We start from the raw sequence: 25,444 nt of genomic DNA, 5'->3' as shown, positions 1-25,444 counted from the left end.
TGTAACCGGATATGTATTGGCCAGCCACGGTTACGTCGTCAGACCGCCGACAGCACGGGGGAGCCACGGGGGGACGGTGCCATGGCTGACCTGCTCGAACGGGTCGTCGTCCCCGTCGCGAGCGAGGACGACGCCGAGACGTCCGCTCGCGCGCTCGCCCGACAGTCCTACGGCGAGGCCGTCTTCGTCCACGTCGTCGAGAAGGCCGGCGGCGCGCCGGACAAGGCAGGGGTCGAACAGCGAGAGCTAGAGGCCGAGGAGATGTTCGAGGCGGCACGGGCTGTCCTCGGCGACGTCGAGACGGACATCTACTACGGCACCGACGTCGTCGAGACGATATTCGACGCCGCCGAGGACGTCGACGCCTCCGCCGTCGTCGTCGTCCCGCGCGGTGGGAACCGACTCGTCCAGATGGTGACGGGCGACGTCGCACTGCGGCTGGTGACGAGGAACGACCGACCGGTCGTCGTCCTCCCGGCCGACGAAGACGGCGAGGACAGCGAGGACGTGACATGAGCGACGAGGAACTCGCGAAGGACCTCGGACCACTGGCCGCGCTGACCATCGGCGTGGGGACGATGATCGGAGCGGGCATCTTCGTCCTCCCCGGCGACGCCATCATCAAGGCCGGGTCGATGGCCTCCGTCGCGTTCGTGCTGGGTGGCGTCATCGCGATGTTTACGGCGTTGTCGGCCAGCGAACTCGGAACTGCGATGCCGAAGTCGGGCGGGGCGTACTACTACGTCAACCACGCGCTCGGGCCGCTCTTTGGCTCGGTCGCCGGGTGGGCCAACTGGCTGGGACTGGCCTTCGCGAGCGCGTTCTACATGGTCGGGTTCGGCCGCTACATCGCCCGTATCTTCGGCCTCTCCGGGACCGTCGGCGTCGGTCCGGTGTCCATGTCCGCCGTCAAACTCGTAGCGCTGGCCGGCGCGGCGCTGTTCGTCTTCATCAACTACGTCGGCGCCAAGGAGACGGGGCGCCTGCAGAACGCCATCGTCGTCCTGCTGGTGGCCATCCTCGCCGTGTTCACGTTGCTCGGCACGCTTCGGGCCGCCCCCGAGAACCTCCCGGAGGCTCGGAGCGTCGTGACGACGCTGGAGACGACGGGACTCATCTTCGTCTCCTATCTGGGCTTCGTCCAGATCACGAGCGTCGCCGAGGAGATACAGGACCCCGGAAAGAACCTCCCGCGGGCCGTCATCGGGAGCGTCGTCCTCGTGACGGTCATCTACGCGCTGGTGCTTGTCATCATGAGCGCCGCCGTCCCGCAGGGGTTCATCGCGGGGCTCTACGAGAACCTCGCACCCGGCGAGACGGCCCCCATCGCCGTCGTCGAGGTGGGTCAGTACCTACAGGGGGCCGCCATGGGCGGCGCGCTCCTGTTCGGCGGTCTCCTCGCCACGGCCTCCTCGGCGAACGCCTCCATCCTCGCGTCCTCGCGCATCAACTTCGCGATGGGCCGTGACCGCATCGTCACGCCGGCACTCAACGAGATTCATCCCCGGTTCGGCACACCTTACCGGGCTATCGGCATCACGGGCGGCCTCATCCTGCTGTTCATCGTCGTCGGCGACATCACGTTGCTCTCCGGGGCTGCCTCGGGCCTCCACCTCATCATCTACGGCCTGCTCAACGGGGCGCTCCTCGTGATGCGCTACGTCAACCCAAAGGAGTACGCCCCCGACTTCACCGTCCCGCTGTTCCCGCTGCTCCCGATTCTCGGCGGCCTGCTCTCGTTCGCCCTGCTGGCGTTCGTCGCCACGGACGCGCTGTTGCTCTCGTTCGGTATCGCTGGCGCGGCGATACTGTGGTACGTCCTGTACGCCCGCACCCGCACCGAGAAACAGGGCATCCTCTCGGAACACGTCCTCTCGCGCTCGGAGGAACTGCCCGACGCGGCCGTCAGCGCCGCCGCCGGCGTCCAACCGGACGGCGGGCAGTACCGCGTGATGGTGCCGCTGGCCAACCCCGAACACGAGAAGGACCTCATCACGCTGGCCAGCGCGCTGGCCAAACAGCGCGGCGGCACCGTCGTTGCCACGCACATCGTCACCGTGCCCGACCAGACGGCGCTGGCCGGCGCCGCCGAACGGGCCGACGAGATAGACGAGACCTCCGAGCAGCTCTTAGACCGCGCCCGCGAGGACGCGGAGACGTTCGGCGTCGACGTCGAGACGCACACCATCATCTCGCACAAGTCCTTCGAGGCCATCTTCGACGCGGCCCGGACCCACACGGCAAACCTCGTCGTGATGGGGTGGGGGCCCGACGCGCACGGGTCGCCCGGCCGCGCCGAGTCCGCGATGGACGAACTCACCGAGGCGGTCCCCTGTGACTTCCTCGTCCTGCGTGACCGCGGGTTCGACCCCTCGCGCATCCTCCTCCCGACCGCCGGGGGCCCGGACTCGGACCTCTCGGCGTCGGTGGCACAGATGCTCCAAGCCGAGTACGACTCCGAGGTGACCGTGCTCAACGTCACCGACGACGGCCGCGAGGAGGCCGAGGCGTTCCTCGAAGAGTGGACGGCGGACCACGGCCTCGCCGACGCCGAGATACGCGTAGAGGAGGGCGACGTCGAGTCGGCTATCGCGGCGGCCGCCGAGGACGCCACGCTGTTGCTCGTCGGGGCGACCGAGGAAGGCCTGTTACGCCGCCTCGTCTCCGGGTCGGTGGTCATGGACCTCGTCGACGACGTGGACTGTTCCGTGTTGATGGCGGAGAAACACCGCAAACGTGGCCTGCTGGAACGGCTGTTCTAACGACCGTTCTCCCACATCTCGAGTATCTCTGCCAGCGTCTCGTCGTCCATCTTCTCCCCGTTCGTCCGGGGGACGTAGGCGTCCTGCTCGTTCCAGTGGACGGCCCGCTGGACGTCGGCGAGTTCGATGTCGCCGTCGCGGGCGACGACCCGGGGGACCGATAGCGGTTCGATTTCGGTCACCGGCGGGTCGAGCAACTCCGTCAGCAGCGTCGACGGTTTGATGACGTCGAGCCCTCGTTCGGCGATGCCGTTCATCGTCTCCCGGAAGGCCGACTCCGATATCCAGCCGCCCGCCCCGACCTGATGGTAGGCCAGTACGACCGTCTGCCCGTACTTCTCGGCGAGGTCCAACGTCGTCTCGACCCGGTCGCGGTTCTCGCCGAACACGCGACCCACGGTGAGCGGCCCGGTCAACCGGGCGCCGTGTGGCATACTGCCGTCGGTGAACGCCAGATAGTGGTGGTCGCTGACGATGCTACGGATTCGCGGCGAGGTGCCGCTCCACGGGTACGTGAATATCGCCGACCCGACCTCGAATCCGCGGTCGAGGAGCCACTGCTTGGCGTCGGCGACCTGTCGCCTCGCTTCGTCGTTCGAGAGTTCCGGGAGGTCTCGGTGGTCGACGGTGTGGCTCCCGATTTCCCAGCCAGCGGCCCGCATCTCGCGCATCTCGGACTCGCCGAGGTAGTCGTCTCTGTCGACTCGCCCCGTGTTGACACACGTGACTGCGGGGAACCCGAACGACTCCAGAACCGGGAGCGCACGCGTATACTGTGTGATGCCACCGTCGTCGAACGTGAGGACGACACGGCCGCCGTCGACCCGCGGCGTCGTCCCGAGGTCGTCCAGCCAGACGAGCATCGGGTCGTCGGAGTCCCGGTTGAAGCGAATCCGTATCTCCTCGACCGAGGAGAGGTCCGGGTCGCCGGTCTCGTCGGTGACGCCGAGGTCGATGCGGAACCAGCCGTACGTCGGTGAGATGGTCCGGCGGTTCATCTCGACGTAGTCGCCCTCGTCGTCTTCCACCTCGACGACGAGTTGCTCGGTGTCCGGGTCCCCGAGACGGAGCGCGAGAGAGAGGTCGCGGTCCGAGAGGTCCAACTCGTCGAACTCTCTGCTGATGGCGAGCGCGTCCGCGTCGCTGTTCGCGGGCGTCGAGAGCCTCGCGGACTGTGACCCGCGGTACACTTCGTTCGTGTCCGCGCTCAGCGACCCCTCGTCCTCGCTCCACGCGTCTACGTCCTCGAAGTCGTCGAGGCGTTCGTCGGGGTCGGCATAGCGGCTCGGACTCTCGAAGTCGGTCGTGAGCAACGGGTGGCGCTGCTGGGCGCGTGCCCGCCCGAGGGCGCGACCACCGGTCGCGAGCGCGAGGGCCACGGCCCCGTGTTTTAGTACTGCTCGGCGAGAAACCGGCGGGATGTCGGTCATTCGCATCCGACTAGTGGCGAGTCAGCTATTGTTATAGCGAGCTTTGTCGGCCGCCCGATAATACAAGGTGTATACAACGGAAACGGGAAAGCGGGCCTTACCGACACAACGCGGCCATAACAAACCACTGGGGGGCCCCGACTACGGACATCGATGGTTCCGTCCCGCCTTGCAGCCGTTTTCACCGTGTCGACGCGCTACCGCTCCGTGAGCTTTGACAGGGAGGTGTGACGTAGATGTCACGACGACACGTCGTCGCGGCCTGTCTCGCGCTCCTCGCCGTCGTCGCCGTTCCAACGGCGGTCGCTGCACCCGACGGCACCGTCGTCGTGGCGCAGTCACTCGACACCGACAGCGTCGCACCGGGTGGGTCGGTGGACGTCACTGTGACCGTCGAGGTAACGGACGCCGACGCGCCCGGAATCGACGTCTCGGTGCCGGCGAACTGGACTGTCACGGTCGAGGACGACGGCGATAGTGCCGCGAGTTACGACGACCGGGCGTGGGTCTGGCGTGGCGGAGACGAACACACCGTCGTGTTGACGCTCGGGGCCCCAGAGACTGCCGAGCGGGGCGCATACGACCTCGTCGCGACCGGGTCGGCCATCTATCGGGACACCGGCGAACGTGTCACCGACCGAACGGTCGACGAGGTCGACGTGAGCGGGGAGTTGCCGCTGACGGCCGACGCGGGCGAGAACCGGACGGTCACGCCAGGGGCCAGCGTCGAACTCGACGGCAGCGAGTCCGCCGACCCCGTCGGTGACGGACTTACGTACCGCTGGACGCAAGTGAGTGGGCCGACCGCCACGCTGGCAGCCAACGAGACGGCGACGCCGACGTTCGAGGCACCCGACGTGACCGACGCGGCGACGCTCGCCTTCGAGTTGACCGTCACCGACGCGAACGGGACCACGGACACCGACAGCGTCGCCGTGACCGTCGAGCGACCGAACCGACCGCCGACTGCGAGGGCCGGTGGGGACCGCTCAGTCACGCCGGAGACGACCGTCGAACTCGACGCGACCGGATCCTCTGACCCCGACGGCGACGACCTCGGGTACGCGTGGACGCAGGTCGAGGGCCCATCCGTCGACCTCGACGACGACGAGACGGCGACGCCCGAGTTCGAATCGCCCGACGTGAACGAGCCACAGCGACTGGTCTTCGAGGTCGCCGTCACGGACGGCGAGCGAACGAGTACAGATACGGTCGTCGTCACCGCGGCCGAGACCCCGCCTCCCGTCGCTACTGTCGGCGAGAACCAGTCGGTGACCGAAGGTGACACCGTGACCCTCGACGGCCGGGCCTCGGAGGCCGCCGGAAACGCGTCGTACGCGTGGACGCAGGTCGAGGGGCCATCCGTCGACCTCGACGACGCGTCCGGTCCCGCTCCCTCGTTCGACGTCCCGTCGATGAACGGCCAGACGACGATGGTGTTCCGACTCACCGTCACCGATCGGTTGGGACGAGAAGCCACGGACGCCACGACGGTGATGGTCCGACCCCGGTCCGGCGGCGGTGATTCGGGCGGTGGCGGCGGTGGTGGCGGTGGTGGCGGTGGCGGCGGCGGTCCGGTCGCGTCCGAACCGAGCGGACCGATCATCGCAATCGACCGGCCGGACGGTCGGAGCGCCATCGTCAACGTCGCCGCACCGTCTGCCGACGGCCCCGTCGGCGTTACGCCCGACGTCGCCGACGGCGTGCTGACCTACGACCGACTCAGCCTCTCTCCGAGTGCGACGCCCGCTATCCTCCGCGTAGCCGGGCCGACCAATACGACGCGGGACGTCACTGGGGTCAGGTCGGTCGGCACGCTGGCGACCGATACGGCCGCGAACGCCACGGTGACGACGACGTTCAGCGTCGCCGGAGCCCACCTCGCGGGCGTCGACCCCGACGCAGTGACGGCCTACCGCGTCGATGACGGGTCGGTGACCGCGCTGAACACGACGTTCGTCGACACCGCTGGCGGGCGGCACGTCTACAACGTCACGACCGCGGCACCGCTCGAACTCACGGTCGGCGTGCCGGTCCCCGCGCTCTCGGTGACGGACGTACGCTCCAACGTCTCCGAGACGACGGTCGGTGACCCGGTCGAAGTCACAGTCACCGTGACTAACGAGGGCCGACGGGCGGGCACCGAGACGATCAGTCTCGCCGGGGCCGGCACCCCGACGAACCGGACTGTCTCGGTGCCGGCCGGCGACACCGCGACGACGACGTTCGTCCGCCGCTTCGACTCGGCCGGTGCCCACATGGTCCGCGTCGGTGAGGCGAACACCACGGTCAGCGCCGTCGCGGCATCGACGCCGTCGGACGGCGGGTCCGGCGCGCCGTCGTCGGGCACCGAGACGGACGCCGTGAGTGGCACGACCGAACGGACGACCGGGCTGGCGGGGCCCGGATTCGGCGTCGCGATCACGCTCGTGGCCGTCCTCGTCGCCGCCCTGCTGGCCCGTCGCCGCTGACTCCCCAAAGCTATTCGTCCGGTGGCACCTACCGCAGATAGTGTCAATGTAAATGAAATTGTCACCAACTACCACGGCCACGTACGTAGTCGTCGTCACCGCCGCCGTCGTGACGGCGGTCGTTCTGGGGCCGGTCGTCTGGGACGTGACCGCCAGCGCGGGCGGCGACCGCCAGAGCGTCGCCGTCGTCACGCTTCGCGGCGGCACCACCGACGCCAACGTGGCCGCCGTCACGCAGCGACTCAGACAGATACGGGACAACGACTCCATTGGTGCGGTCGTCCTCCGCGTCGACAGTCCCGGTGGTCCCGTCGACGCGAGCGAGGAGTTGTATCTGGCGGTCAACCGGACCGCAAGCGAGATGCCGGTGGTCGCCTACGTCGAGGGGACCGCCGCGTCCGGCGGGTACTTCGGTATCTCGCCGGCCGACGAGATCGTCGTCAAGCCGAGTTCGAACGTCGGCAGCATCGGCGTCATCGTGCAGGTACCCCGAAGCGTCATCGAGGACACCGCACGACAGCAAGAGCAGTTCGTCCGCTCGGGCCCCGACAAGGCCCAGATAAGCCTCGACAGTCTCCGGCGGGACATCGAGACGCTCCAACGAGCGTTCGTCGGCACGGTGATGCGCCACCGCGGCGACGAACTCACGCTGGGCCGGGACGACGTCGCCAACGGCCGAACCTATCTCGGTACCCGCGCGGTCCAGAACGGCTTTGCCGACCGCATCGGTGACATCGGGGTGGCCATCGAACGGGCCGCCGCGCTCTCCCCGGACATCGAAGACGACCAGTACGACGTGGTCTACGCAGATACCCAGCGCCCCGTGCAGGTCCTCGTTCTAGACGGGACCGTCGAACGGGTCGAGGGCGACGTCGTCTACGTCGACCGGCCCGAGGACACGCCGGAGCAGGCGTTCCAGCAGCCAGTCGAGTACTACGCCGTCTGGGGCGTCCCGGCGGGGAACGCCACCGACAGAGAGGTGTACGTCTATGACTGAGGGGCGCGTCGTCACGCTGGTCGCGACGTACATCGTGGTCGCCGTCCTGCTCGTCGGCGGGACCGCGCTACTGGGTCTCGTCGTCGGCGGGACGGTCGGGACGCCGGACGGCGTCGGCATCGAGGGGCAGTCCCCGGCGCAGTTCCAACCTGACCGGGTCAACCCCGAGGTCGACCCCGAGACGGGGCGGATAGCCGTCGAGCGCGGGGACGCTCGCATCCTCGTCGACGCCGACCACAGCAACCAGTTTGAGGAGTCGGACCTCGAACCGGCCGTCGAAGCCGCGTTCCGGGCCGGCCACACGGTGACGTTCTCCGACGCCGTCGACAGCGACCAGCCGTACAACCGGACGCTCGCGGGCCGGTCGGGCCTGCTGGTCGTCCAACCGACGGAGGGATTCTCCGCCGGCGAACGGGCGGTAATCCGCAACTTCACGGCCGCGGGCGGTCACGTGGTCGTCCTCGCCGAACCGACCCAGTCGCGCGTCTCGACGGGCCTGTTCGGCGGGGGAGCCACCACCGTCTCCTTCGGTGCGAACAACTTGACCGAGTCCTACGGCGTCCGCATCGGCGCCGAACCGCTGTTCAACGTCGACGATACGGCCACCGACAACAATTTCAAGAGCATCTACAGTTCGCCGCGGGGCGACGACCCGCTGACCGACGGCGCCGAGACGGTCACGTTCGACGCCGGCGGCTACGTCGCCGTCCGCCGAACCAGCGACGCCGAGGTGGTGTACCAGTCCGTCCCGGGGACGCGGACGCTCGACTCCCGTCGGGCCGGCCAGTACCCCACCGTCGCCCGCACGGAGAACCTCGTGTTCGTCGCCGACACGACCCTGCTCGAACGGTCGGAGGTGTACGACGCCGACAACGAGGCGTTCGTCGGCAACCTCCTCTCGTTTCTCGCGGCGGGAGACGCGCCCGAACACCTCCCCGGGCCACCCGTGACTGACGGCGAGTCTGACGAGGACGACGAACCGACTAACGAGACGGCCACGCCCACCAACGAGACGCCGACGCCGTCGACCTGAGCGGGCCGGGTCGAGAGCGGCCCCCGCGCCCGTCCCGTGGAACCCCGTCACTCCAGCAGCGACTGCACTCGTCGTTCGACGACCTCCGGCGGCCACGACGGTGTGACCGTCTCGCGTGTGACACCGAACGTTTCGATGGTCGGCCGGACAGCGCCACTCGACCCGTTTTCCCGTTCGAAGAGGTACGCGTACGCCGACACCTGCAGGTCGTATCGCCGTCGCGTCTCCGCTGTCGGCTCCGCGAGCGCGATCTTCACGTCGGTCACGTACCGCTCGCCCGAGGGCAGGTCGACCACGAAGTCCGGTTTGCCGTGGACCTCGACCTCGACGTCGGCGACGCTAACGAGCCCGTCGACGGGGTGCTCTACGCGAACGCTCTCGGCACGCTGGAGTCTCTCCCAGAGGCTCGACGCGAGGAGGTCCTCGACCACGTCGCCGAAGAACGTCCACAGTGCGGCCAGTTCGTCCTCGCCGATTCCCGACGCGGTGTCGTGAACGACCTCGTCGAACACTCGACGGACGCCGGCGTCCATCGCCCGGAGGTCGGCTTCCGGAACACCGCGGGTGACGAGCCGCGTCACGACTTCGTGTAGGCACGTCCCGACCGACTCTGGCCCCAGTGCGTCGAAGTGAAGGGGTAGGTCGTCGGGTACCTCGTTCGCCGCGGTGTGGAGCGGGTCCCCGAGTAGGTGGGCGAGGACGTGCGCGTCGGGGTCCGCCGTGAGCGGGTACATCGTGCTGGGGTTGCAGAACCGTGGGACCCACGGGTCGAGGCACGAACGGCGGGGCGGCGTCACGGCGACGTCTGGATCCGGCGGCGACCCCGAGTCACGCTCCCGGGTCGCGAGCGCGTCCACGTCGTTGACGCCGACTGCCACCTCCCCACTCGGCGTCGAGAGCGTGTACGAGTCGATGCCACCGTCGAAGCCGAGTCCGTCCCGGAGCGTCTCTATCCACCGGTCGCGAGGGCAATCGCCGGGCAGCGACCGCGGGAGCGGGACGACGAGGTGGTCCCGTGGCCGAGTCAGCGCGACGTACAGCAGGCGCCACGCCTCGGCCAGTTCGTTCTCGACCACTCGCTGCAACCGGTCGGGGCCGACGAGTCCGCCGCTGTCTGCCGCCCCCGTCACCGTATTGCGCCACCGGGCCGTCGCCCACCGGAGCCCGACGTCCCGCGTCCGGCCGCTGTCGGGTGTGTACAGGCCGCCGACGAACGGCGGAACGTCGATATCGGTCGGCACCTCGGTGTTCGTCGGGGGCGCGAGTCCAGCGACCGGTCCCTGTGTGACGAACCGCCGATGAACCGGCCCCTGCGACCAGATGTCGAACCCGGGGTCGGCGACGGCGACGACGTCGGCTTCGTCGCCCTTCGCCCGGTGTATCGTTCGAAACGCCACGTCGTACGTCGACCCGGACACGCTCGGCTGTGCGGGCCCGTCGCTCGGCGTCTCTCGGAACGGCGCCACGAGGTCGGTGAGTTCCTGCGGGCCGTAGTACTCGTCTGTCTCCCACTCCGCGACCGTCTCGACGAGCGCGTCGAGAGCCGCGATACGCTGCCGCGTGTCGGTGTCGGGGAGACACTCGTTCGAATCGGAGCGGAGCGCGAGCCGTTCGGCGACGTCTTCGAGGTAGGCCGACGCCGGCCGCATCTCGGCGGCGTCACGACGGTCACGGAGTTGCTGCAACCCGGTGAGCGTCCGCTCCTGTGACGCTTCGAGTTCATCGGCGGCGTCGAGCACCGCATCGACGTCCCAGCCGTGCGTCTCGAAGACGTCGGCGAGCGAGGCCAGTCCGAGGCCGGAACCGGTCACGAGTTCTCGGGTCCGCTCCGGTGATCCGGGCCCTGCGAGCCAGTCGCACACGTCGAGGACGGCCTCGACCGCGGGATGGTCGAACAGGGGCTCGCTGGCGTTGCGGACCCGCAGTCCGGCCGCCTCGAACGCGGCCTCGTAGTCGCCCATCCGCGTCCCCCGGCGAAACAGGACGGTGATGTCCAGCGGGTCGCCGCCGTCGTCGGTGAACGTGCCGTCGGCGAGCCCCTTCGCGAGGTGGGTCGCCAGCACGTCCGCCTCGCCACCCCCGTCCTCGGGGTGGACCCACTCGGCGGAGCCCGGACGGTGGTTGCTCGAGAACGATGCGACGTGGACCGCTGTCTCGTCCGTCCCGTCCCGCGCCGGGTCGAGCGACGGGAACGCCGTTTCGAGGTCGCCGACGTCGCCGCGTGACTCGTCACCGAACATCGGGGCCGCGACGGCGTCGACGGCGGCGGCGACGTCCGGGACACACCGGTACGTCGTCGTCGCGGTCTCGTTGCGATGGGTGGACCAGTCGACGCCGAGGTACTCGCCGTCTCTCGCCGCCGACTGGAACAGCGTCGGGTCGGCGTGTCGCCACCGGTAGATAGACTGGCGCACGTCGCCACAGGCGAAGACGCGCATCTCCGGGCCGACGAGATGTGACAGTGCCGCGTGCTGAATCGCCGAGACGTCCTGTGCCTCGTCGATGATCACGCTCCGCAACCGACCGCGATAGCGCTTGCGCACGCGCTGTCTGTGGGCGTCGTCGACGCGACCCACGCAATCGGCGTCGGCGATGGTCTCGTCGAAGTACGACGCGACGAGATAGGCCACGTCCGTGTGCGACACCACGCCGTACTCGCGGGTCAGTTCTCGATACGCCGCCCGGTAGGCCGAGAAGAGCGCGGTGAAGTCCTCGATACGCACACCCCACTCGTCGTAGAGGTGCTGGTCAGCGGCGACGAGTCTGTCCCGGTCCGTCCCGTCGACGGCCGCTCTCACGCTTTCGCCGACGTCGCCCGCTCCGACGACCCGCTCTACGGCCGCGACGATGTCCTCGAAGGACTCGGGTCGACCGTCGTAGACGGACGCCCGGGTCCGTTCGAGTTCCCGCTCGAACGCCGCCGTCGAGAGCCGGCGGTCGCGGCAGTACGTCACGGCGCGTTCCAGCATATCCGCGATACCGTCTACGTATTCACCCGACTCGTAGGCCGCATCGAGCGCTTCGAGGCGGGCCGCGTGTGACGGGTCGGTCGCGAGGCGCTCGTAGCAGTCCGCGTGCACCCGCTTCAGCAGTGCCTCGTTGCCCACGGACGGCATCCCATCGAAGCCGACGGCGTAGACGAACTCCTGTAGCACTCCCCGGAGGAGACTGTCGATAGTCCCGACGAACGGGGCGCGCTGGACGCGCTGGACCAGCGACTCCACCTCGGCCCCAGACACCTCGGACGCGACCGGCGTGAGGTCGTGTTCGACGATGGTTCGAAGCTGTTTACAGACCTCCGGGACGATGTCTGCCGCCTCGTCGCGGTTGAACGAGACGACGGCGATGTGCTGTTCGGGCGTGGGGTCGCCAGCGACGTATCGCCGGAGGATGTCGTCCGGCGCGATGCGATACGCGACCGTCGACTTGCCGGCCCCGGGCACGCAGGAGAGCGTGAAGAGCCCGCTCTCGTGGTCGAAGTATGCGTCCCGGATATCCGCCTGTGCGTTCTGCAGGCGGATCGGGCTGTCCGTCTCGCCCGTTCGCTTCTCAGTCATCCGTCTCGCCCCCCGCCTCGGACAGCATCGCCCGAATCGGCGCCGGGAGCGCTCGGTCGGCGCTCCGCAGCCGCTCCATCTCGCCAGCCGAAACGGAGTCCGTATCGAGGGCCGTCAGGAACGGTGATGGGTGGACGGTGTCACCGCCGCCGGTCTCGGTGTGTCGTGTCAGGACCACGCCGCTCGCTGCCGCACAGAGCGTGTCCGCGAAGTGATCTCTGTCTCGCCCGTCGGTCCACGCGGGACTCGGCGCGAGCGTCGATGCCGACCCGGCGCCTCGTAGCACTGCCTCCTGAAACTCCGGCGGTAGCGTCGACTCGGTCTCCTGTGGCCACTCGGTGGCCGTCAGGCCGACGGCGACGACGTAGGGGACGTCGAGTGCCCACACGTCGTTCGCCTCCAGAACGTCCACGGCACGGGCGTTCGAGTGTTCGCGGCGCCCCGGTCGCTGTGTCGCGATGACGGACGACAGTTCGGCGACGTCGGCCCACGACCGCTCGAGGCTCCCGTCGTCTACCCTCTCCGCGAACTTGTGCCGGAGTTGCTGGACGAGGGTCCGGACGCGAACGACTGCCCGAGCGTCCGTTTCGGTCGCCAGCAGTGCCGGTGCGTCGGCGGCTTTGGTCTCCGGGAGCCCGTAGTCGGCGTACGCCTCTACGACCGCCCCGAGGACGGAGGCGACAGTCTCCGGGCGCGGTTCCGGTACGTCGCTGAGCCACTGGACGAACGCCCCGATCCGAGCGTCGACGTCGTCGGTCGTCGCCACTACCTCGACCCACTCCTCGACTGGCCGAGCGCCGTCGGGCAGACCGGCTATCGCTCGCTGAACGACCCCCGGTTCCACGGGCCACGAGTGACCTGCCGCCGAAGCCGGTGCCCAGCGGTGTTCCAGCGGTCGGAGCAGCGTCCGTGTGTCGACCCGCTCGCCAGCGAGCGCATCGCAAACCGACTCGACGAGTGCGTACGGACGCGTTCGCGTCACTCGGAGCTGTGTCCAGAACACGGGCGTGACGCCGTACTGCATCGCCGCTCTGAACAGCGGTTCCTCGTACGCGTCTAGGTCGCGGACGACGAGAGCGATATCACGGACCGGGACGCCCCCCGATCTGAGCGCGGCGACCAGTGCCATCACACTCCGCGCTTCCGCACGCCGCGTCGTCGACACCATCTCCACGGCTGGGACGTCGGGTGGCTCAAGCGGACGCGCGAGCGCGAGTCGGTTCGGCGGCGTCACCCGAACACCTCCACACCGGGCTCTGCGATGTCGAACAGCGACGGGAACCGCTGTTCGAGATATTCGCCCGTGACTTCTCGGAAGTAGACGTGTACGTCCAGCGTCGTCGCCGCGACCAGCGCGTGGAGGAAGTCGGCGACGGTCGCGGAGATACTGCTCAGCCCCATCAGCGAGAGTCGTTCCGTCTCGGGGTAGGCGCCCGTCCACGCGGTCCCGTCTGTTGCCGTAAGCTCCCGCGTCGCCCGGCGCACGAGTTCGGTCTCGGAGACGGCCTTCGCCGTCTGCGCTCTGAGGGCGCGTTCGACGTCGAGCGCCGTATCGAGCAGTGCCGCTGTGTCGGCGTCGATCGGCGCGTACAGGTCCCCGGCCGCGTCCTCCCACGCAGCGATGCGCTCGGGGTGGTAGTTGGTTATCGTCTCTACCTCCGTCCGAATCTGCTCTACGTGCTGTGGGTCGTGCGCCCCCGTCCCCACGGGCAGCGAGACGGACGGCGCGGACGCCGACTCGCCGAGTATCTCCCGAACGAGCGTGAGTCGGTCGATACGGTCGATAGCCGTCGTCGACGCGTCGCTCGCACGGAGAACGCTGCGGCTCACCCCGACGACGTCGTCGAACTCGAACGCGTCTTTCGGCTCCCTCGCCTCGCGGAGCCGTCGCTGTACGTTTCGCTGGTGCAGTTCGACCGGTGCGACGACGAGTTCGGTCGGCCGTGGTGTGTGACGGGCTCGGTCTAGCAGCTCCAGTTCCGCTCCGACGTGGAGCGTCACCTGCGCTGGGAGCGTGTCCGCACGTGTGTGTTCGCGTTGCATTGTCCCGTCCCCGAAAATCCGGCTCTCTCGGTTTCAGTTCGTACACGCCTCGCCGTTGAAGAACTGTCGGTCACTGTCGCACGCTGTCCGCTGTCATCTCGACGTGTCACCGACGCTGGTGACTGGCTGTCGTCGCTGTTAGCGAACCGTGACAGTAGCGACGCCTCTCACCGAGTACTGCCGTGACAGCATGCGAGTAGAGAATCGGGCCGGGCGACGCCCGGCCGCCGTTCGTTCGACGTCAGCCGAACATCTGGCGCATCATACGTTAAGTAGCAACAATTTCACAACAATACGGAAATAATTACCGGCTATTTCTAATAAAGTTGAATCAAAATACGGGGATTCATGTTAGGAACTTCGTTATATTTGTATGGAGTTTGAAACCCCCCCGACCGTACTGGACGTATTCTGTGGAGCAGGCGGCTTCTCCACAGGCTTTGAACAGGCTGGTTTTGATGTCCTCGCTGGCATCGACGCCGACAACGACGCGCTGGCGACGTTTTACGCCAATCACGACTCGGATGCGTACAATCTGAACGTGGGCGAGTTGTCCCCGGCAGAGGTTTGCGACGCAGTGGGTATCTCCCCGGGCGACGTTGATGCGGTCATCGGCGGCCCGCCGTGTCAGGGCCACAGTGGATTGGGCGAGTCGGACCCCGACGACCCGCGTAACACGCTGATGTGGGATTATCTGGACTTAGTTGATTACCTCAACCCGCGAGCGGTCATCATCGAAAACGTCCCCGACATCAAAGCCACTGCTGACGGCGCGTTTCTTACCAACGTGTTGGAGCGGGTGGATAACATCGGATACGACATCGCCTACAACGTGCTGACTGCAAGCGACTTTGAGGTTCCGCAGATGCGGTCTCGTCTCTTCGTCGTCGGACTCCGCGATGGGGTGCCGCGCCTGCCTGACCTGCCCCCTCTCTCCCCGCCGCCTGTCTACGAGGTCCTGAACCGTGTCCAGCTTCGCGACGAATTGCCGAACAACGACTGGCGGGCGCAGTTGGGGCGTCACGGGGACGGATTGCCTGACGACTTCTATCCGACTCCTCTGGGGAAAGACCCTTACGCTAACTCAGACCATCAGGTGCGCGCACCGCTCCGTGGCCCGATACGAACCATCATCGCTGAAAACCTCCACTTCCACACGCATCAGCCTCGTTATCTGACGGTGAGAGAGGCGGCGGCTCTCCAGTCATTCCCTGACGATTATCGCTTCTTCGGCGGTGTCGGGGCTCAGCGCGAGCAGGTTGGCAACGCTGTCCCGCCGTTGCTGGCTCAGCACATCGCCCGGACGGTCCGCGAATCCCTCGAACTGGCCACCCTGCGCGGGCAGACGACCCTCTCCGACCACGGGGTCTCTCCGGCGGACGACTGACCGCGCATATCGGGCACTGGTGTGACCGTCGAAGAGGTGTACGCCGCGTACCCCGGGGGGGGGGACACCTCATTCAGAGCGCCCGGAGCGGTTGACGCGAGAGAAAACATATGCGCACTCGTTTTGGTATCTCAGTCAGACCACGTTGGTCAGTCGCCTTCGAAGTCGAACCCATAGGCCGCAAGCATCCCCATCACCTCGTTGGGATGGGCGGCGGCGACCCGGACGATGGCGTCGCGGACGTATGATTTGTTGATACTTTCCTCGAATTCGTCTTGAGCCATTCGCTCCAACTCGACGACTGCCCTAGCGCACTCTGGGGCCAACCGGAAGTTAATCTGGTCTGTGCCATCGAGAACATTCGGTCGGCTAATCAATAGGCGACGCACTGGAGGACTTACATCAAGGCCGGGAGCATCTACTCCTGTCGCAACCGCCTCTGTGTGTTCCGCGAGGTCATCAGAGCCGAGAAAATCAGCCCAATCAATCCCCATCAAACTGTTTTGTCTTTCAGGCATCGTTAGCGCATATACAATAAAGAACAATAAGCAATATGTCGTATAATCCCACTAAACGACAATATAGTAGGATTTATGCCGTAGAAATGTACGCTGGCAAGTACGGACATTCCCGTACAGACAGGTAGTCTATAACGCGGATGAGTTCCCGGGGCCCTGACGTGGAACAAGTGTGATGTCAAGATGACCGTCAACGCGGAGTCCGTCTGGATGGAATGCGACTGCGGCCACGCGTGGCATGTTATTTGTACACCCGCCAAATGATTGACGAGCTTCAAAAAGGTCGCTGAGGGCTACTGCAACGTCTACCGCTGGTCGAGGAGGATTTTGTTCCCGTCGTCATCCTCGACCTGCTCCAGTTCGTCCATGTGCTTGTTGACGGTCTGGTACGCTTCCTCAATCCCGTATCGCTCCTCCATTATCTCCTGCACAGCCTGACGGTCTGCACCGTCACCATCATCGAGTTCTTCCATAGCTCGCCAGAGTGAGTTAATCTCACTTCGTTCTTCGACCTCCTCGTGGAACGCATCAACGCTGAACGACCCTGTATTGTCGGTCATAAGCATCGACATCCACGTATCCATGATGTCCGTCGCACGTTTTGCATCCTCCAGTTCTGCATCCTCGGACAGCCGCACCCGGGCAGATGCCTCCGCAATCCGAACCATCCCCTCGAATTGACGAGTTCCAACTGCAACACGGTCTCCAACCGAGTTATCTCGCATCTCGTGGTACGTCTCTTTCAGATGTTCCCGGGCTTCATCTGTCACCATCGGGTCAATCCGACGAGCGTATGAGACGTATTTAGTGATGAAATCCTCATCAAGGGAGTCCGCTTCGTCTTCTTGTGCGCGGTTAAGGATGCCTTCAACAATTGCTTCATCCTTCTCCCGGTCAACTTGGTCAACGAACGGGACGATGATGTCTAGGCGACTCCAGATTGCAGGTTTGATGTCAATCTGTTTGTCGAGCGGACGAGAAATGTCGAAACGTCCATTATTCGGATTAGCAACTAACATCACACTACACCTCGCCGGGAGCGTAGCGTCGATGCTGGCCTTCGACACCGAAACCTGCTGTTCAGACATCGTTTCTTGCAACGAGTCTTGCACCTCGTCGCCAGCCTTGTCCAATTCGTCGATGACCGCGTGACCACCATCTGCCCTGACAAGTGCGCCCCCAGTCAAGGTCCATTTCGACGTATCGAATCTGTCCTCGTGAGTAGCCGCCGCCGTAAGGCCTGCCACCGTACAGTTGTCTGCACTCTTGTACTGACTCGTGGGGGTCACGTCAACAGTCCCACGGGCGAGTTTCGTCTTACCCGTCCCGCTGTCACCGACAAACGCCACGTGGATGTCTCCCCGGTCTCACTACGCGGTACTCCACCGAACATCTGATACAGGAGCGCACGACGAGCAAGCCCGTAATCACCCTTAATTTGGTCTGCTACGCTCTCGGAGATGATGTCATAGACCTCCGGGTCTTCGGCCAGTTGCTCAAACTCTTCAATTTCGTCATCCGATACAACAACTTCAGCGTACTCTCGGTCGGTATGCTCGACACCCACAACCTGCAGGTACATGTCGGTCTGCTTTTGCTCCGTTTCTTCAACGCGCACTAAACAGTTCACCGAAAGCGTGTCCCCAGATTCTACCTCACCGACAAAGTGTTCGTGGCAGTCGGCCTTGATGTCGTGCGGACTCGCCGTCTTAGCGAGGGAGTGCATGTCCTGCAAGATGACCTGCTGGGAGTCAAGAAACCAATCGTGAGAGAGGTTCTGCTTGAATTCCTGCGAACGGATGCCACTGTCACACGCAGGACACTTCGTCTTGTCTACCTTCTGGTCCTGACCGCTTGACCGGGACTGGTCGCGGACGTACATTTTCCCACACTGGCGGCACTGGAACTTCGCACGCCGCACGACCTCGAACACCTCGGTACGGTCATTACACCGAACTTCGAGGGACACAATCGACCCGATGTCGTCAGAACGGAGGTCCTCCACGCGCTTGGAGTTGAGGATGTCTCCCTCCAAGGTGACGTTCTCGTAGCCGTTTGCACGTGCCCACTCCGTCAGGTAGTGGAGGAGTTCGCCACCTCCACCGCCACTAATCAGGTCCTCTGCAACGTCGTCTCCGATGTCTTGCCAATCTTCGAGACTTGTCACGAGTATGTCATCGCCATCAGACGACTCAAAATGCTCGTCGAGGACACTCATCGTTGCCGGGTCCACTCCATATGGCCCGTCGAACAACAGACACTCGTTGAATTCGTCTTCTTGTTCGTCACTCTGTACCGCTTCTCCGGTCTCGTCGGACTGTGGCTGGGATGCCATATCATTCTATTGTTACTACCATATTATTAATTAATCGGGAAATTGACATTAAGTGTATATAAAACTTTCAATAGAGGGCGGGTGGGGGGTACCCCCCCTGACCCCCCTCCAAAACAGAAGGAATCCTCAGATACAGCCTTAGGGATTGGCCGCAACAGCGTTTTAGCATTATCACGGGAGGGGGGGAGGGGTCGAAACGGTGTTTATTCGTATAAATAGATTTGTTACTTGTTAACAAGATTCATGAAGAAAAATCGTCCAGAAATAGTACAAAGACACTCTCAATTTACCCCTCCCCCCCCCCTCTGCAAGTCCCAATCATCGTCGTAGCTATGCTGAAACTGTTGACAACATCGTTTTAGAGGGGGTCTTGGAGGGGGGTCGGAGGGGTATCATTCTGGCCGTCGTCATATCAGTTGCGCAAAAGTATAAGACCCTAGAAATGTCATATATATCTGTCCAACGTGGGTCGTTTACGACCCCTTGGCATCGGTTCCACGCGAGGGCTGTGGCTGGGAACTCATCCCTCGTCTTTTCAATTATCTTTGAGATATATCTGTATTCACAGTTGGCCAAGCACTCAGAAAATTGAGACCGCTTGCTCAGTCAGCAGATTCAACGAGGTAATCGCTGAGCTCGATGCCTTGGTCGTTTAGAGCTCGTCGAATTGCTCGAAGGTACGTCTCCGCCGACTCGTGCCACTCGTAGATGTATTCCTCAAGTTCAGCGAGGTCCTCTTGTACATCATCAACGTTCTCGGCCTCATCCAAACGCTCCCGGAACTCATCAAACCGCTGGGAGACATCGCTATGTTCCGCCGTGTTGACTTTCCCCTCTACGCGGGCGACCCATTCCTTCAGTTCGTCAATCTCCTGCTCGGCGAGCTTTGCGTCGGTCTGGTTGAGTTGAATGACTTTACCGGGTACGCCGCGCTCAACCACGCGGCGACCGTCTCCCGTCAACTCGAACAATTTGGGGTCACTTCCCGGGCCGCGCGATGCGGCGTCGTACTCGCCGTACCATTCGACCAACCCCATATCCTCGGTTTGATTGTATGCTTCGTTTACTTGCCAAGTCTCCAGCCCAGAGCGTTTTGCGATGTCTCGGGTATTCGCTCTCCCGCCTAATTCGTGGAGGCTCTGGAGGAAGATGGCGGTTGGGTGCTTGATGTCTACTCGGGTGCCGCTCACATCGACTATCATATCTATATCTACGATGCCGAATCCTATTGGTGTTAGTTAGAAATAGTTAAGAATAAGTTAGTATGACCTGTGCTTCTACTCCACTTTTTCTAACTTATTCTAGCACTCCCGACCTCTTGGAAGAGGCCATACCCTCGAATGAATACGTGGTAACGATTTCTGCGGGCCAATTGGTGAGCAAGTGTCCCACGAGGGGACGCGACCCGTCCGAAGTATATCTTGGATTGGGTTTCTCGAACTCATTACAGCCCACGCGATGGCTAGTCCCATGAGGGGGACACACCTCATTCAGACCGCCCCGGGGACACACCTCATTCAGACCGCCCCGGGAACACACCTCATTCAGACCGCCCCGGGAACACTACCTATCATCCCCGGGCTATCGCGGCGGAAAGCTCGTCGTATTTATTTCTCCCCACACAGATACAACGAAGGTCGAGTGCAAAGGTGTCGGCCCGTTTCGGGCGTCTCGGGAGAATTATATCCTCCCGGAGAAATGTTTGGCGGAAGGACACGTATGGAGCAGGAACATCTCGTCAGCGAGGACTTTAGCCCTGTTTACTTCTACCACCGCGAGATTCAGGGCTCGAAACTTGACAAATGGACACTGCGAGGCGAGAGCGAGGTACGGAACGTGCTGGAGGTCATCGATGGTCTCGACCGACAGGCAGGAACGATGTCCATCGATGACCTTGACCTCAACGCAAATCCCGAGATGTTCGTTGAAGCCCTTCTTGACGGGTACCCTGACCACCGGGAGGAGTTCTGCTCGTCGCTCTTGAACGACTTCAGCGACAGTATGCACACTCGTGCCCGCGAGGAAGGAAAGTACGCGATTCTTATCCTGACGGAAGGCTCCGTACTTATTTGCCACACCGACTCGGAGGAGTTGACCATCACTAAGGACGCCGACGTTATTGAGCGCCTGCTGGACGCGGACAACGTGGACAAGTACGCACGATTCCGCCGAGCCGATGGTGGTATCGAGGTTCTCAACTTCGAGCGGAATCGTCGTTCAAAGTCCTTTTCGGACTGGCTCGGGCTCCAACCAGAGGAAGTTGTCTATGAGGACGCGGGCGACATCAAGGTATTCACCGAAGTGGATGGTTCGACCTGTGTATTCGAGTTCGAACGCGAGGAATTCGCGAAGAAGTTCCTCATCGACGGGACGTGCGAACTCCTGCCCGGCACCCTCCGCATGCCGGGGGAACGCTATCCCGTTCATCATATCAAGATTGGCCGCCGCAAATTCGATACTGTGGACGAGTTTCTACAGGAGTTTTTCAGCCTCTACTACGACCTCAAGCACTATGACGCGGAGTACGCGACGCTGGTGAACTCGATGGAGCCCTACACAACGACCATCGTGGACCACAACGACAAGGTGACCATCGGCGGCCCACGTGGGGAGACCCGGTTAGTCAAGCGGAACGGTGAGTTCAACATTCTCTTCGCGGACCGCGATATTGACCTCTCTGCGAAGTGGCGGCTCAAGCTGAGCAAGCGGTTCAGTAACGGGACGCAGACGCGCATCTACCATCCCGGCTTGGACTTCTCGGAGGAGCCAGTTCGAATCGGGCCGTTCGAGATTCACAATCGTCTCGACGTGGATGCCGAGCGACTCCACCAGTTACACGGGGTCACGCAGAAGGCCGAAACCGGGGAGTACTTCTCCAACGTCCTCCACTGCGTGACGTTCGACCTGCTGTCAAACCAGTGCTCCGACTCCCTACAGGGCTTTTTCAAGCAGATGCGGGATACATACCAAGACAACCTCCACGCCGACGGCCTCGTGCTTCGCGACGAGGACAACGTACTAGAGTACAAGTCTCGTGACTGGGTGGTCGGGAAGGACGAGGACGAGACGGCGGAGGCCATCACCCGGGAGATTCAAGCCGAGACTCGGCTATTGTTCATCGGAATCGAAGAAGAGGAGCAACGCATCCGACCACTCAGCCGGAACAAGTTCCACTCCGACCGCAACCAGCGGGTGCTGAAGAAGATACGCCAGCAGAACGGCCACCACAAATCGGTCGAGATGTCGTCGCTTCAGCTTGGAAACGGAGACATCCTCCTCTACGTGTACGCCGCTCGTGAAGACGACGATGTTGAGTTCGTCCTCCCGTAGAGCGGTCTATTCTCTTTGAGTTTTCTGGGCATACTGGTACGCTTACCCACTACGCGGCTGGGTATTGTCGATGTGGATGTCCTCCACCTGCCTTATCTTCCCGATGACGTGAGAATAAACGCAAGGTCACGGTGGGGCCGAATCACGACTTTGCGCCCGCTTCCACCTCGGGCAGGTCGTAGCCGTGTTCATCGGCCATGTCGAGGTAGTAGTCAAGACGGTTCTTGATTCCCGTAATCGAGCCCTTGCCGACCCCAGTCTCATCCACGATGGTCGAGTACGGCACCTCGGCTTGGAGGCGGGCGACGACTTCGAGGACTCCGGGGAACGTCTCCTTGTCGGGGACGTGCGCCGTGGCGTCGTCGTTGTACCGCATACCGCGCGGCGGGCGACCGTCGGGGAGACCTTCCTCCTCACGACGTGCTTTCGCCTTCGCGGACTGGGTGAACTCTCGCCGCTTGACACCCGCCTCAACTACTTGAGTGACCGTGAACGAGTAGTCGTCCACGTCGTCGGGGATTTTCTCGTCGAGGAATACGAACTCGGCATCCCCGAGGATGGCCGCACGCCGCACCTCGAACCAGTACTCGTCCCGGGCGATGCGCGACGGATTGTATGCGACCACGTAGTCGTACTCACCCGCGTGCAAGTCCTCAACGAACTGGAGGTGTTCCTCGTGGTTGTCGATGCGTGACTCGGAGTTGGGCTTTACGAGGGACGAGAAGCCGGTCGTGATTCCCAAGTCGAGTGCGGCCACGTCGTCCGCGAGTCTCTCGGCCTGCTCCTTGCACTCCTCCCTCTGCATCGTCAGGCTTAGCTTGTCGGCGGAGCCTTGCGACGACCGGGCGACCCAGATAGCCCGGGTCATCGGTCAACACCAGAGTCACCCCCTCGGATGATTTCGAGTTCGATTTTGTTGCTGGACGAGCCCATTCCCCAGTCGAACTCGTCGCCCTGTTTGAGGCCGAAGAATTCGCGGATGTCTTTCGGGACGGTTGTCCGAGCTTGCTCAACGGTACGCGCGTCACCATCGTCGGTTTCGACCTCATTTGAGGTCACAGAAACTGTCGTTCTGGGCATATTGCGTTTAGTACTATCTTATAGGATACAAAATATGTTATCTCAGTGGGTAGTAGATGTGGTCACTTCTCGAACGCGTTCCGCCTATCGAGAAATTTGAAACAGACATTTTTCATTCATTCACACCTGTCAAATATCTGTTGACAACAGCAACTATGCTTTGTTTTCACAGGGCCACTACATTTGGGAACTCTTATGAACCTCATCCAGAAAAGGTTAATCGCATCAAGGCACGGTGCCCGGATGGTGTAGTGGCCCATCATACAACCCTGTCACGGTTGTGACGCGGGTTCAAATCCCGCTCCGGGCGTCTTCTGCTACTCGTCTGTGTCAAGCGCGGGTGTATGTTCTTTCGACATCGAGGTTTGAGCGTTCAGAATAAATCGTTCTGCTCCACAAATATGAGCAGATTCCATCTTGTGCTTGACTGTCCGCTTTCGAGTAGTACGCTGGTCAAGTACGGCAGAGAGGGCTATCTCACTGCAATAGATGCCTCATATTTGCGAAAGTCTTACCACCATCTCATGTTTGGTCCAGTCTATGGACAATTACTTTGACCGGAAGATTATTTCAATCCACGATGAAGACGAATTAACAGAGGCCGAGTTGATTTTGAAGCAGACCCTCCACACCACCGTTCGCAAGCTCCCGCTGGCGACGTTCCGACAACACGAAAAGCAGGGCGGCGAGGATGACGACGACGAAGCAACCGACCAGTTGACGAATCAGAGTGTCGGCGGGGTCCAGCGAGCGCGGCAACTAGCTGAACAGAATAGCGATGACACCCTCCCAGCAGTGTATGGAGGTCTGTTCACGGTCGCGGAGTATTTCACCCGGTCATTTGACGCAATCAAGGGCAAGTTCTTTGAGAAGGTCATCGCGGCTGAAGACCCGTCACATCGCCTTGACGTGGACCGAAATCTCGGGAAGCTCCCCCAATATCTTCTAGAACCCGAACTCTGCTGGAAGAGTCTCAGCTACACCCGCGAGACGCTAACGGATGAGGAAGAAGCTCGCCTCGAAGGCCTCTCCTCACTGACGCTTGACCTCGCACAAAACAACAAGCAGGCGAACGCTGACGCAACTTTGTTCAGAGGAGATACACTCGTATTCGGAGAACACCGAACGAGCGTCGTCTCCGGCGGGACGACCGCACGTCCCTCGTTGATGAGGAAGCCCCGGGCGCTGGTCAAGGAATTGGCAAAATCGAACGATGTGGTTACCATCGAGCGAGATGTGGCCGACGAATACGGACTCGAAGCGCGTTCGTACAGCCTCTCCTCGCTTCTGAAAGACATCGGCGTTGATAACATCCACATCCACATCGGGATTCTCTTCGACGAGGAGCGCCGTCCCGCAACTTGGGAGAATGACCCGCAACAGAGTACCAGTCATCGACTCATCGAGGAATTTGAAGACGACTTTCTCGGACAAGAGACGGGACATGTTCAAAACGTCAATCTCGACTCTGACAACCTTCGTCTGGAGTTCGACGTTCCGGTTGAGTCTGGGAGCGAGGAGAGCATCCATATCCACCTCTCGTTCCTCTATGGCGACAACTACCTGAATACCCTATATACGGGTTCACTGGACGCCGTTGGGAGGAACGGTTCTCCCGACGCGTTTGAGGACGCGACTGGCCTCAGAGAGATAATCAGTGACAACGAAGCGGACGACCTCTGGCTCGGGTTCAGTGTGGCCGAGCGCGAGAATAAAGCGTTCGAGATGAGTGCCGACGGGAGTAACAACGCGATGGAAATTGCGGACATGATATTAGATGATGAGGACCTTTCTCATCGACTCATCCGATTCCGTAAGATGTGTCGCAACGGGCCACGTGAGGCCATCGACAACGAACTCATCTCATTCGCAACCGACCTCGCCGAACGGTACTACAAAGAGCGTGACAATCAGTGGGCTGAGTGGGTGTACGGTGCCGACGCCGAACACTATCTTCGAGACGTGGCGCTACAAGTCCTCGTATATGATAATATCTCACTCCCAATCTTCCTCCGCCGCTTCCCCGAGGCGTCACCTCCAGAGCCTGTCGAAGACGAGGAAGACGAGACTGACCCGACACTCTCCGATGCCCGTTACACGTTCGAACAGTACCTATTCGACATCGATACTGACACGACAAAGAAGAAGAATATCTACCGTGTTGTGCGAAACAAAACGATGTATCACGGTAGTGGTACGAACATCCCCAGCAATACTGACGACGAGATTGACTGGGCGAATGCGCCAACGAAATCTGAAATCGGAAATATACTTGACATACGCACACCGACGCGAACCCTGAGGTCCATGTCTGAAGGCGTTTCGAGTACGAAGGGGGGAGTTCTCGTACAACGGGGCGATAAGTTTGCTGTGCCTGTCTCGGTCGCTCACACGATGGGTGAGTTCATGCGCGAACTACCTGAACACGCTCAGCCTGACTAATCCGGTGAAAATAGCCTCCTCATATTCTGAGCAGTGAAGAGCGCCTATTTCCATACTTT

General features: G+C 62.8%; 18 protein-coding genes and 1 tRNA gene. 9 read left to right on the top strand and 10 right to left on the bottom strand.

Going from position 1 to position 25,444, the window contains the following annotated elements:
- Positions 1 to 81: 81 nt before the first annotated feature.
- On the top strand, positions 82 to 516 hold the full coding sequence (locus tag NDI85_RS09620) for a universal stress protein (RefSeq protein WP_188998656.1): 435 nt from the start codon (positions 82 to 84) through the stop codon (positions 514 to 516).
- On the top strand, positions 513 to 2,762 hold the full coding sequence (locus tag NDI85_RS09615) for an amino acid permease (RefSeq protein ID WP_310915631.1): 2,250 nt from the start codon (positions 513 to 515) through the stop codon (positions 2,760 to 2,762). The genes NDI85_RS09620 and NDI85_RS09615 overlap by 4 nt, the downstream gene beginning before the upstream one ends.
- Here NDI85_RS09615 and NDI85_RS09610 read toward each other — a convergent pair.
- Complete coding sequence (locus NDI85_RS09610) at positions 2,759 to 4,198, bottom strand: polysaccharide deacetylase family protein (protein ID WP_310915630.1); 1,440 nt, start codon at positions 4,196 to 4,198, stop codon at positions 2,759 to 2,761. The two genes, NDI85_RS09615 and NDI85_RS09610, sit on opposite strands and share 4 nt — an antisense overlap.
- Positions 4,199 to 4,428: 230 nt before the next feature.
- Here NDI85_RS09610 and NDI85_RS09605 point away from each other — a divergent pair, with 230 nt between their 5' ends.
- The 3 genes from NDI85_RS09605 to NDI85_RS09595 are packed head-to-tail and all read left to right on the top strand — an operon-like array spanning position 4,429 to position 8,693.
- Complete coding sequence (locus NDI85_RS09605) at positions 4,429 to 6,663, top strand: PKD domain-containing protein (RefSeq protein WP_310915629.1); 2,235 nt, start codon at positions 4,429 to 4,431, stop codon at positions 6,661 to 6,663.
- Between the two features lie 52 nt (positions 6,664 to 6,715).
- Positions 6,716 to 7,660: a S49 family peptidase gene (locus tag NDI85_RS09600; protein ID WP_310915628.1), complete on the top strand. Its 945-nt coding sequence runs from the start codon at positions 6,716 to 6,718 to the stop codon at positions 7,658 to 7,660.
- Entirely contained in the window at positions 7,653 to 8,693 is a 1,041-nt protein-coding gene (locus NDI85_RS09595; RefSeq protein ID WP_310915627.1) for a DUF4350 domain-containing protein, read from the top strand. Before NDI85_RS09600 ends, NDI85_RS09595 begins: the two co-directional genes overlap by 8 nt.
- Positions 8,694 to 8,740: 47 nt before the next feature.
- Here the strand turns inward: NDI85_RS09595 and NDI85_RS09590 are convergent, their stop codons facing one another.
- From NDI85_RS09590 to NDI85_RS09580, 3 genes are read right to left on the bottom strand one after another with little or no spacing between them, the layout of a single operon-like run.
- Positions 8,741 to 12,250 (bottom strand): UvrD-helicase domain-containing protein, encoded by a 3,510-nt coding sequence (locus NDI85_RS09590; RefSeq protein ID WP_310915626.1) that lies wholly within the window; start codon positions 12,248 to 12,250, stop codon positions 8,741 to 8,743.
- On the bottom strand, positions 12,243 to 13,484 hold the full coding sequence (locus NDI85_RS09585) for a hypothetical protein (protein WP_310915625.1): 1,242 nt from the start codon (positions 13,482 to 13,484) through the stop codon (positions 12,243 to 12,245). The genes NDI85_RS09590 and NDI85_RS09585 overlap by 8 nt, the downstream gene beginning before the upstream one ends.
- Complete coding sequence (locus NDI85_RS09580) at positions 13,481 to 14,293, bottom strand: hypothetical protein (RefSeq protein WP_310915624.1); 813 nt, start codon at positions 14,291 to 14,293, stop codon at positions 13,481 to 13,483. The genes NDI85_RS09585 and NDI85_RS09580 overlap by 4 nt, the downstream gene beginning before the upstream one ends.
- Before the next feature lie 373 nt (positions 14,294 to 14,666).
- On the opposite strand from NDI85_RS09580, the gene NDI85_RS09575 reads away from it, so the two are divergent.
- Entirely contained in the window at positions 14,667 to 15,680 is a 1,014-nt protein-coding gene (locus tag NDI85_RS09575; protein WP_310915623.1) for a DNA cytosine methyltransferase, read from the top strand.
- Positions 15,681 to 15,829: 149 nt separating this feature from the next.
- Here NDI85_RS09575 and NDI85_RS09570 read toward each other — a convergent pair whose 3' ends face one another.
- From NDI85_RS09570 to NDI85_RS09555, 4 genes are all read right to left on the bottom strand, one after another.
- Complete coding sequence (locus NDI85_RS09570) at positions 15,830 to 15,964, bottom strand: hypothetical protein (RefSeq protein ID WP_310915622.1); 135 nt, start codon at positions 15,962 to 15,964, stop codon at positions 15,830 to 15,832.
- Positions 15,965 to 16,503: 539 nt separating this feature from the next.
- Positions 16,504 to 17,547 (bottom strand): ATP-binding protein, encoded by a 1,044-nt coding sequence (locus NDI85_RS09565; protein ID WP_310915621.1) that lies wholly within the window; start codon positions 17,545 to 17,547, stop codon positions 16,504 to 16,506.
- Positions 17,484 to 18,533: a hypothetical protein gene (locus NDI85_RS09560; protein WP_310915620.1), complete on the bottom strand. Its 1,050-nt coding sequence runs from the start codon at positions 18,531 to 18,533 to the stop codon at positions 17,484 to 17,486. Before NDI85_RS09560 ends, NDI85_RS09565 begins: the two co-directional genes overlap by 64 nt.
- A gap of 602 nt (positions 18,534 to 19,135) precedes the next feature.
- Positions 19,136 to 19,735, bottom strand: coding sequence for a hypothetical protein (locus NDI85_RS09555; RefSeq protein WP_310915619.1), 600 nt, complete (start codon positions 19,733 to 19,735; stop codon positions 19,136 to 19,138).
- A 517-nt stretch (positions 19,736 to 20,252) separates the two neighbouring features.
- Here NDI85_RS09555 and NDI85_RS09550 point away from each other — a divergent pair.
- Positions 20,253 to 21,863: a hypothetical protein gene (locus NDI85_RS09550; RefSeq protein WP_310915618.1), complete on the top strand. Its 1,611-nt coding sequence runs from the start codon at positions 20,253 to 20,255 to the stop codon at positions 21,861 to 21,863.
- Positions 21,864 to 22,005: 142 nt separating this feature from the next.
- Here NDI85_RS09550 and NDI85_RS09545 read toward each other — a convergent pair whose 3' ends face one another.
- Positions 22,006 to 22,731, bottom strand: coding sequence for a hypothetical protein (locus NDI85_RS09545; RefSeq protein WP_310915617.1), 726 nt, complete (start codon positions 22,729 to 22,731; stop codon positions 22,006 to 22,008).
- A complete protein-coding gene (locus NDI85_RS09540; RefSeq protein WP_310915616.1) occupies positions 22,728 to 22,943 on the bottom strand; it encodes a hypothetical protein in 216 nt (71 codons plus the stop codon). Before NDI85_RS09540 ends, NDI85_RS09545 begins: the two co-directional genes overlap by 4 nt.
- A 237-nt stretch (positions 22,944 to 23,180) precedes the next feature.
- Between NDI85_RS09540 and NDI85_RS09535 the strand changes: the two genes are divergently transcribed.
- Positions 23,181 to 23,253, top strand: a tRNA-Asp gene (locus tag NDI85_RS09535).
- Between the two features lie 230 nt (positions 23,254 to 23,483).
- Positions 23,484 to 25,385 (top strand): hypothetical protein, encoded by a 1,902-nt coding sequence (locus NDI85_RS09530; protein ID WP_310915615.1) that lies wholly within the window; start codon positions 23,484 to 23,486, stop codon positions 25,383 to 25,385.
- Positions 25,386 to 25,444 lie beyond the last annotated feature (59 nt).

It is taken from the genome of Haloarcula sp. S1AR25-4, assembly GCF_031624555.1.
Classification (GTDB): Archaea; Halobacteriota; Halobacteria; order Halobacteriales; family Haloarculaceae; genus Haloarcula; species Haloarcula pellucida.
The sequence above is the reverse complement of the archived record's forward strand: the minus strand, read 5'-3'. Positions and strand labels throughout refer to the sequence as shown.

Excerpts from the sequence above, each read along its gene's own strand:
- NDI85_RS09600 (WP_310915628.1), top strand. The coding sequence starts at position 6,716 with ATGAAATTGTCACCAACTACCACGGCCACGTACGTAGTCGTCGTCACC.
- NDI85_RS09615 (WP_310915631.1), top strand. The coding sequence starts at position 513 with ATGAGCGACGAGGAACTCGCGAAGGACCTCGGACCACTGGCCGCGCTG.
- NDI85_RS09555 (WP_310915619.1), bottom strand. The coding sequence starts at position 19,735 with ATGATAGTCGATGTGAGCGGCACCCGAGTAGACATCAAGCACCCAACC.
- NDI85_RS09530 (WP_310915615.1), top strand. The coding sequence starts at position 23,484 with ATGGACAATTACTTTGACCGGAAGATTATTTCAATCCACGATGAAGAC.
- NDI85_RS09570 (WP_310915622.1), bottom strand. The coding sequence starts at position 15,964 with ATGGCTCAAGACGAATTCGAGGAAAGTATCAACAAATCATACGTCCGC.
- NDI85_RS09575 (WP_310915623.1), top strand. The coding sequence starts at position 14,667 with ATGGAGTTTGAAACCCCCCCGACCGTACTGGACGTATTCTGTGGAGCA.
- NDI85_RS09610 (WP_310915630.1), bottom strand. The coding sequence starts at position 4,198 with ATGCGAATGACCGACATCCCGCCGGTTTCTCGCCGAGCAGTACTAAAA.
- NDI85_RS09580 (WP_310915624.1), bottom strand. The coding sequence starts at position 14,293 with ATGCAACGCGAACACACACGTGCGGACACGCTCCCAGCGCAGGTGACG.
- NDI85_RS09620 (WP_188998656.1), top strand. The coding sequence starts at position 82 with ATGGCTGACCTGCTCGAACGGGTCGTCGTCCCCGTCGCGAGCGAGGAC.
- NDI85_RS09595 (WP_310915627.1), top strand. The coding sequence starts at position 7,653 with ATGACTGAGGGGCGCGTCGTCACGCTGGTCGCGACGTACATCGTGGTC.
- NDI85_RS09540 (WP_310915616.1), bottom strand. The coding sequence starts at position 22,943 with ATGCCCAGAACGACAGTTTCTGTGACCTCAAATGAGGTCGAAACCGAC.
- NDI85_RS09560 (WP_310915620.1), bottom strand. The coding sequence starts at position 18,533 with ATGGCATCCCAGCCACAGTCCGACGAGACCGGAGAAGCGGTACAGAGT.
- NDI85_RS09550 (WP_310915618.1), top strand. The coding sequence starts at position 20,253 with ATGGAGCAGGAACATCTCGTCAGCGAGGACTTTAGCCCTGTTTACTTC.
- NDI85_RS09545 (WP_310915617.1), bottom strand. The coding sequence starts at position 22,731 with ATGACCCGGGCTATCTGGGTCGCCCGGTCGTCGCAAGGCTCCGCCGAC.
- NDI85_RS09590 (WP_310915626.1), bottom strand. The coding sequence starts at position 12,250 with ATGACTGAGAAGCGAACGGGCGAGACGGACAGCCCGATCCGCCTGCAG.
- NDI85_RS09605 (WP_310915629.1), top strand. The coding sequence starts at position 4,429 with ATGTCACGACGACACGTCGTCGCGGCCTGTCTCGCGCTCCTCGCCGTC.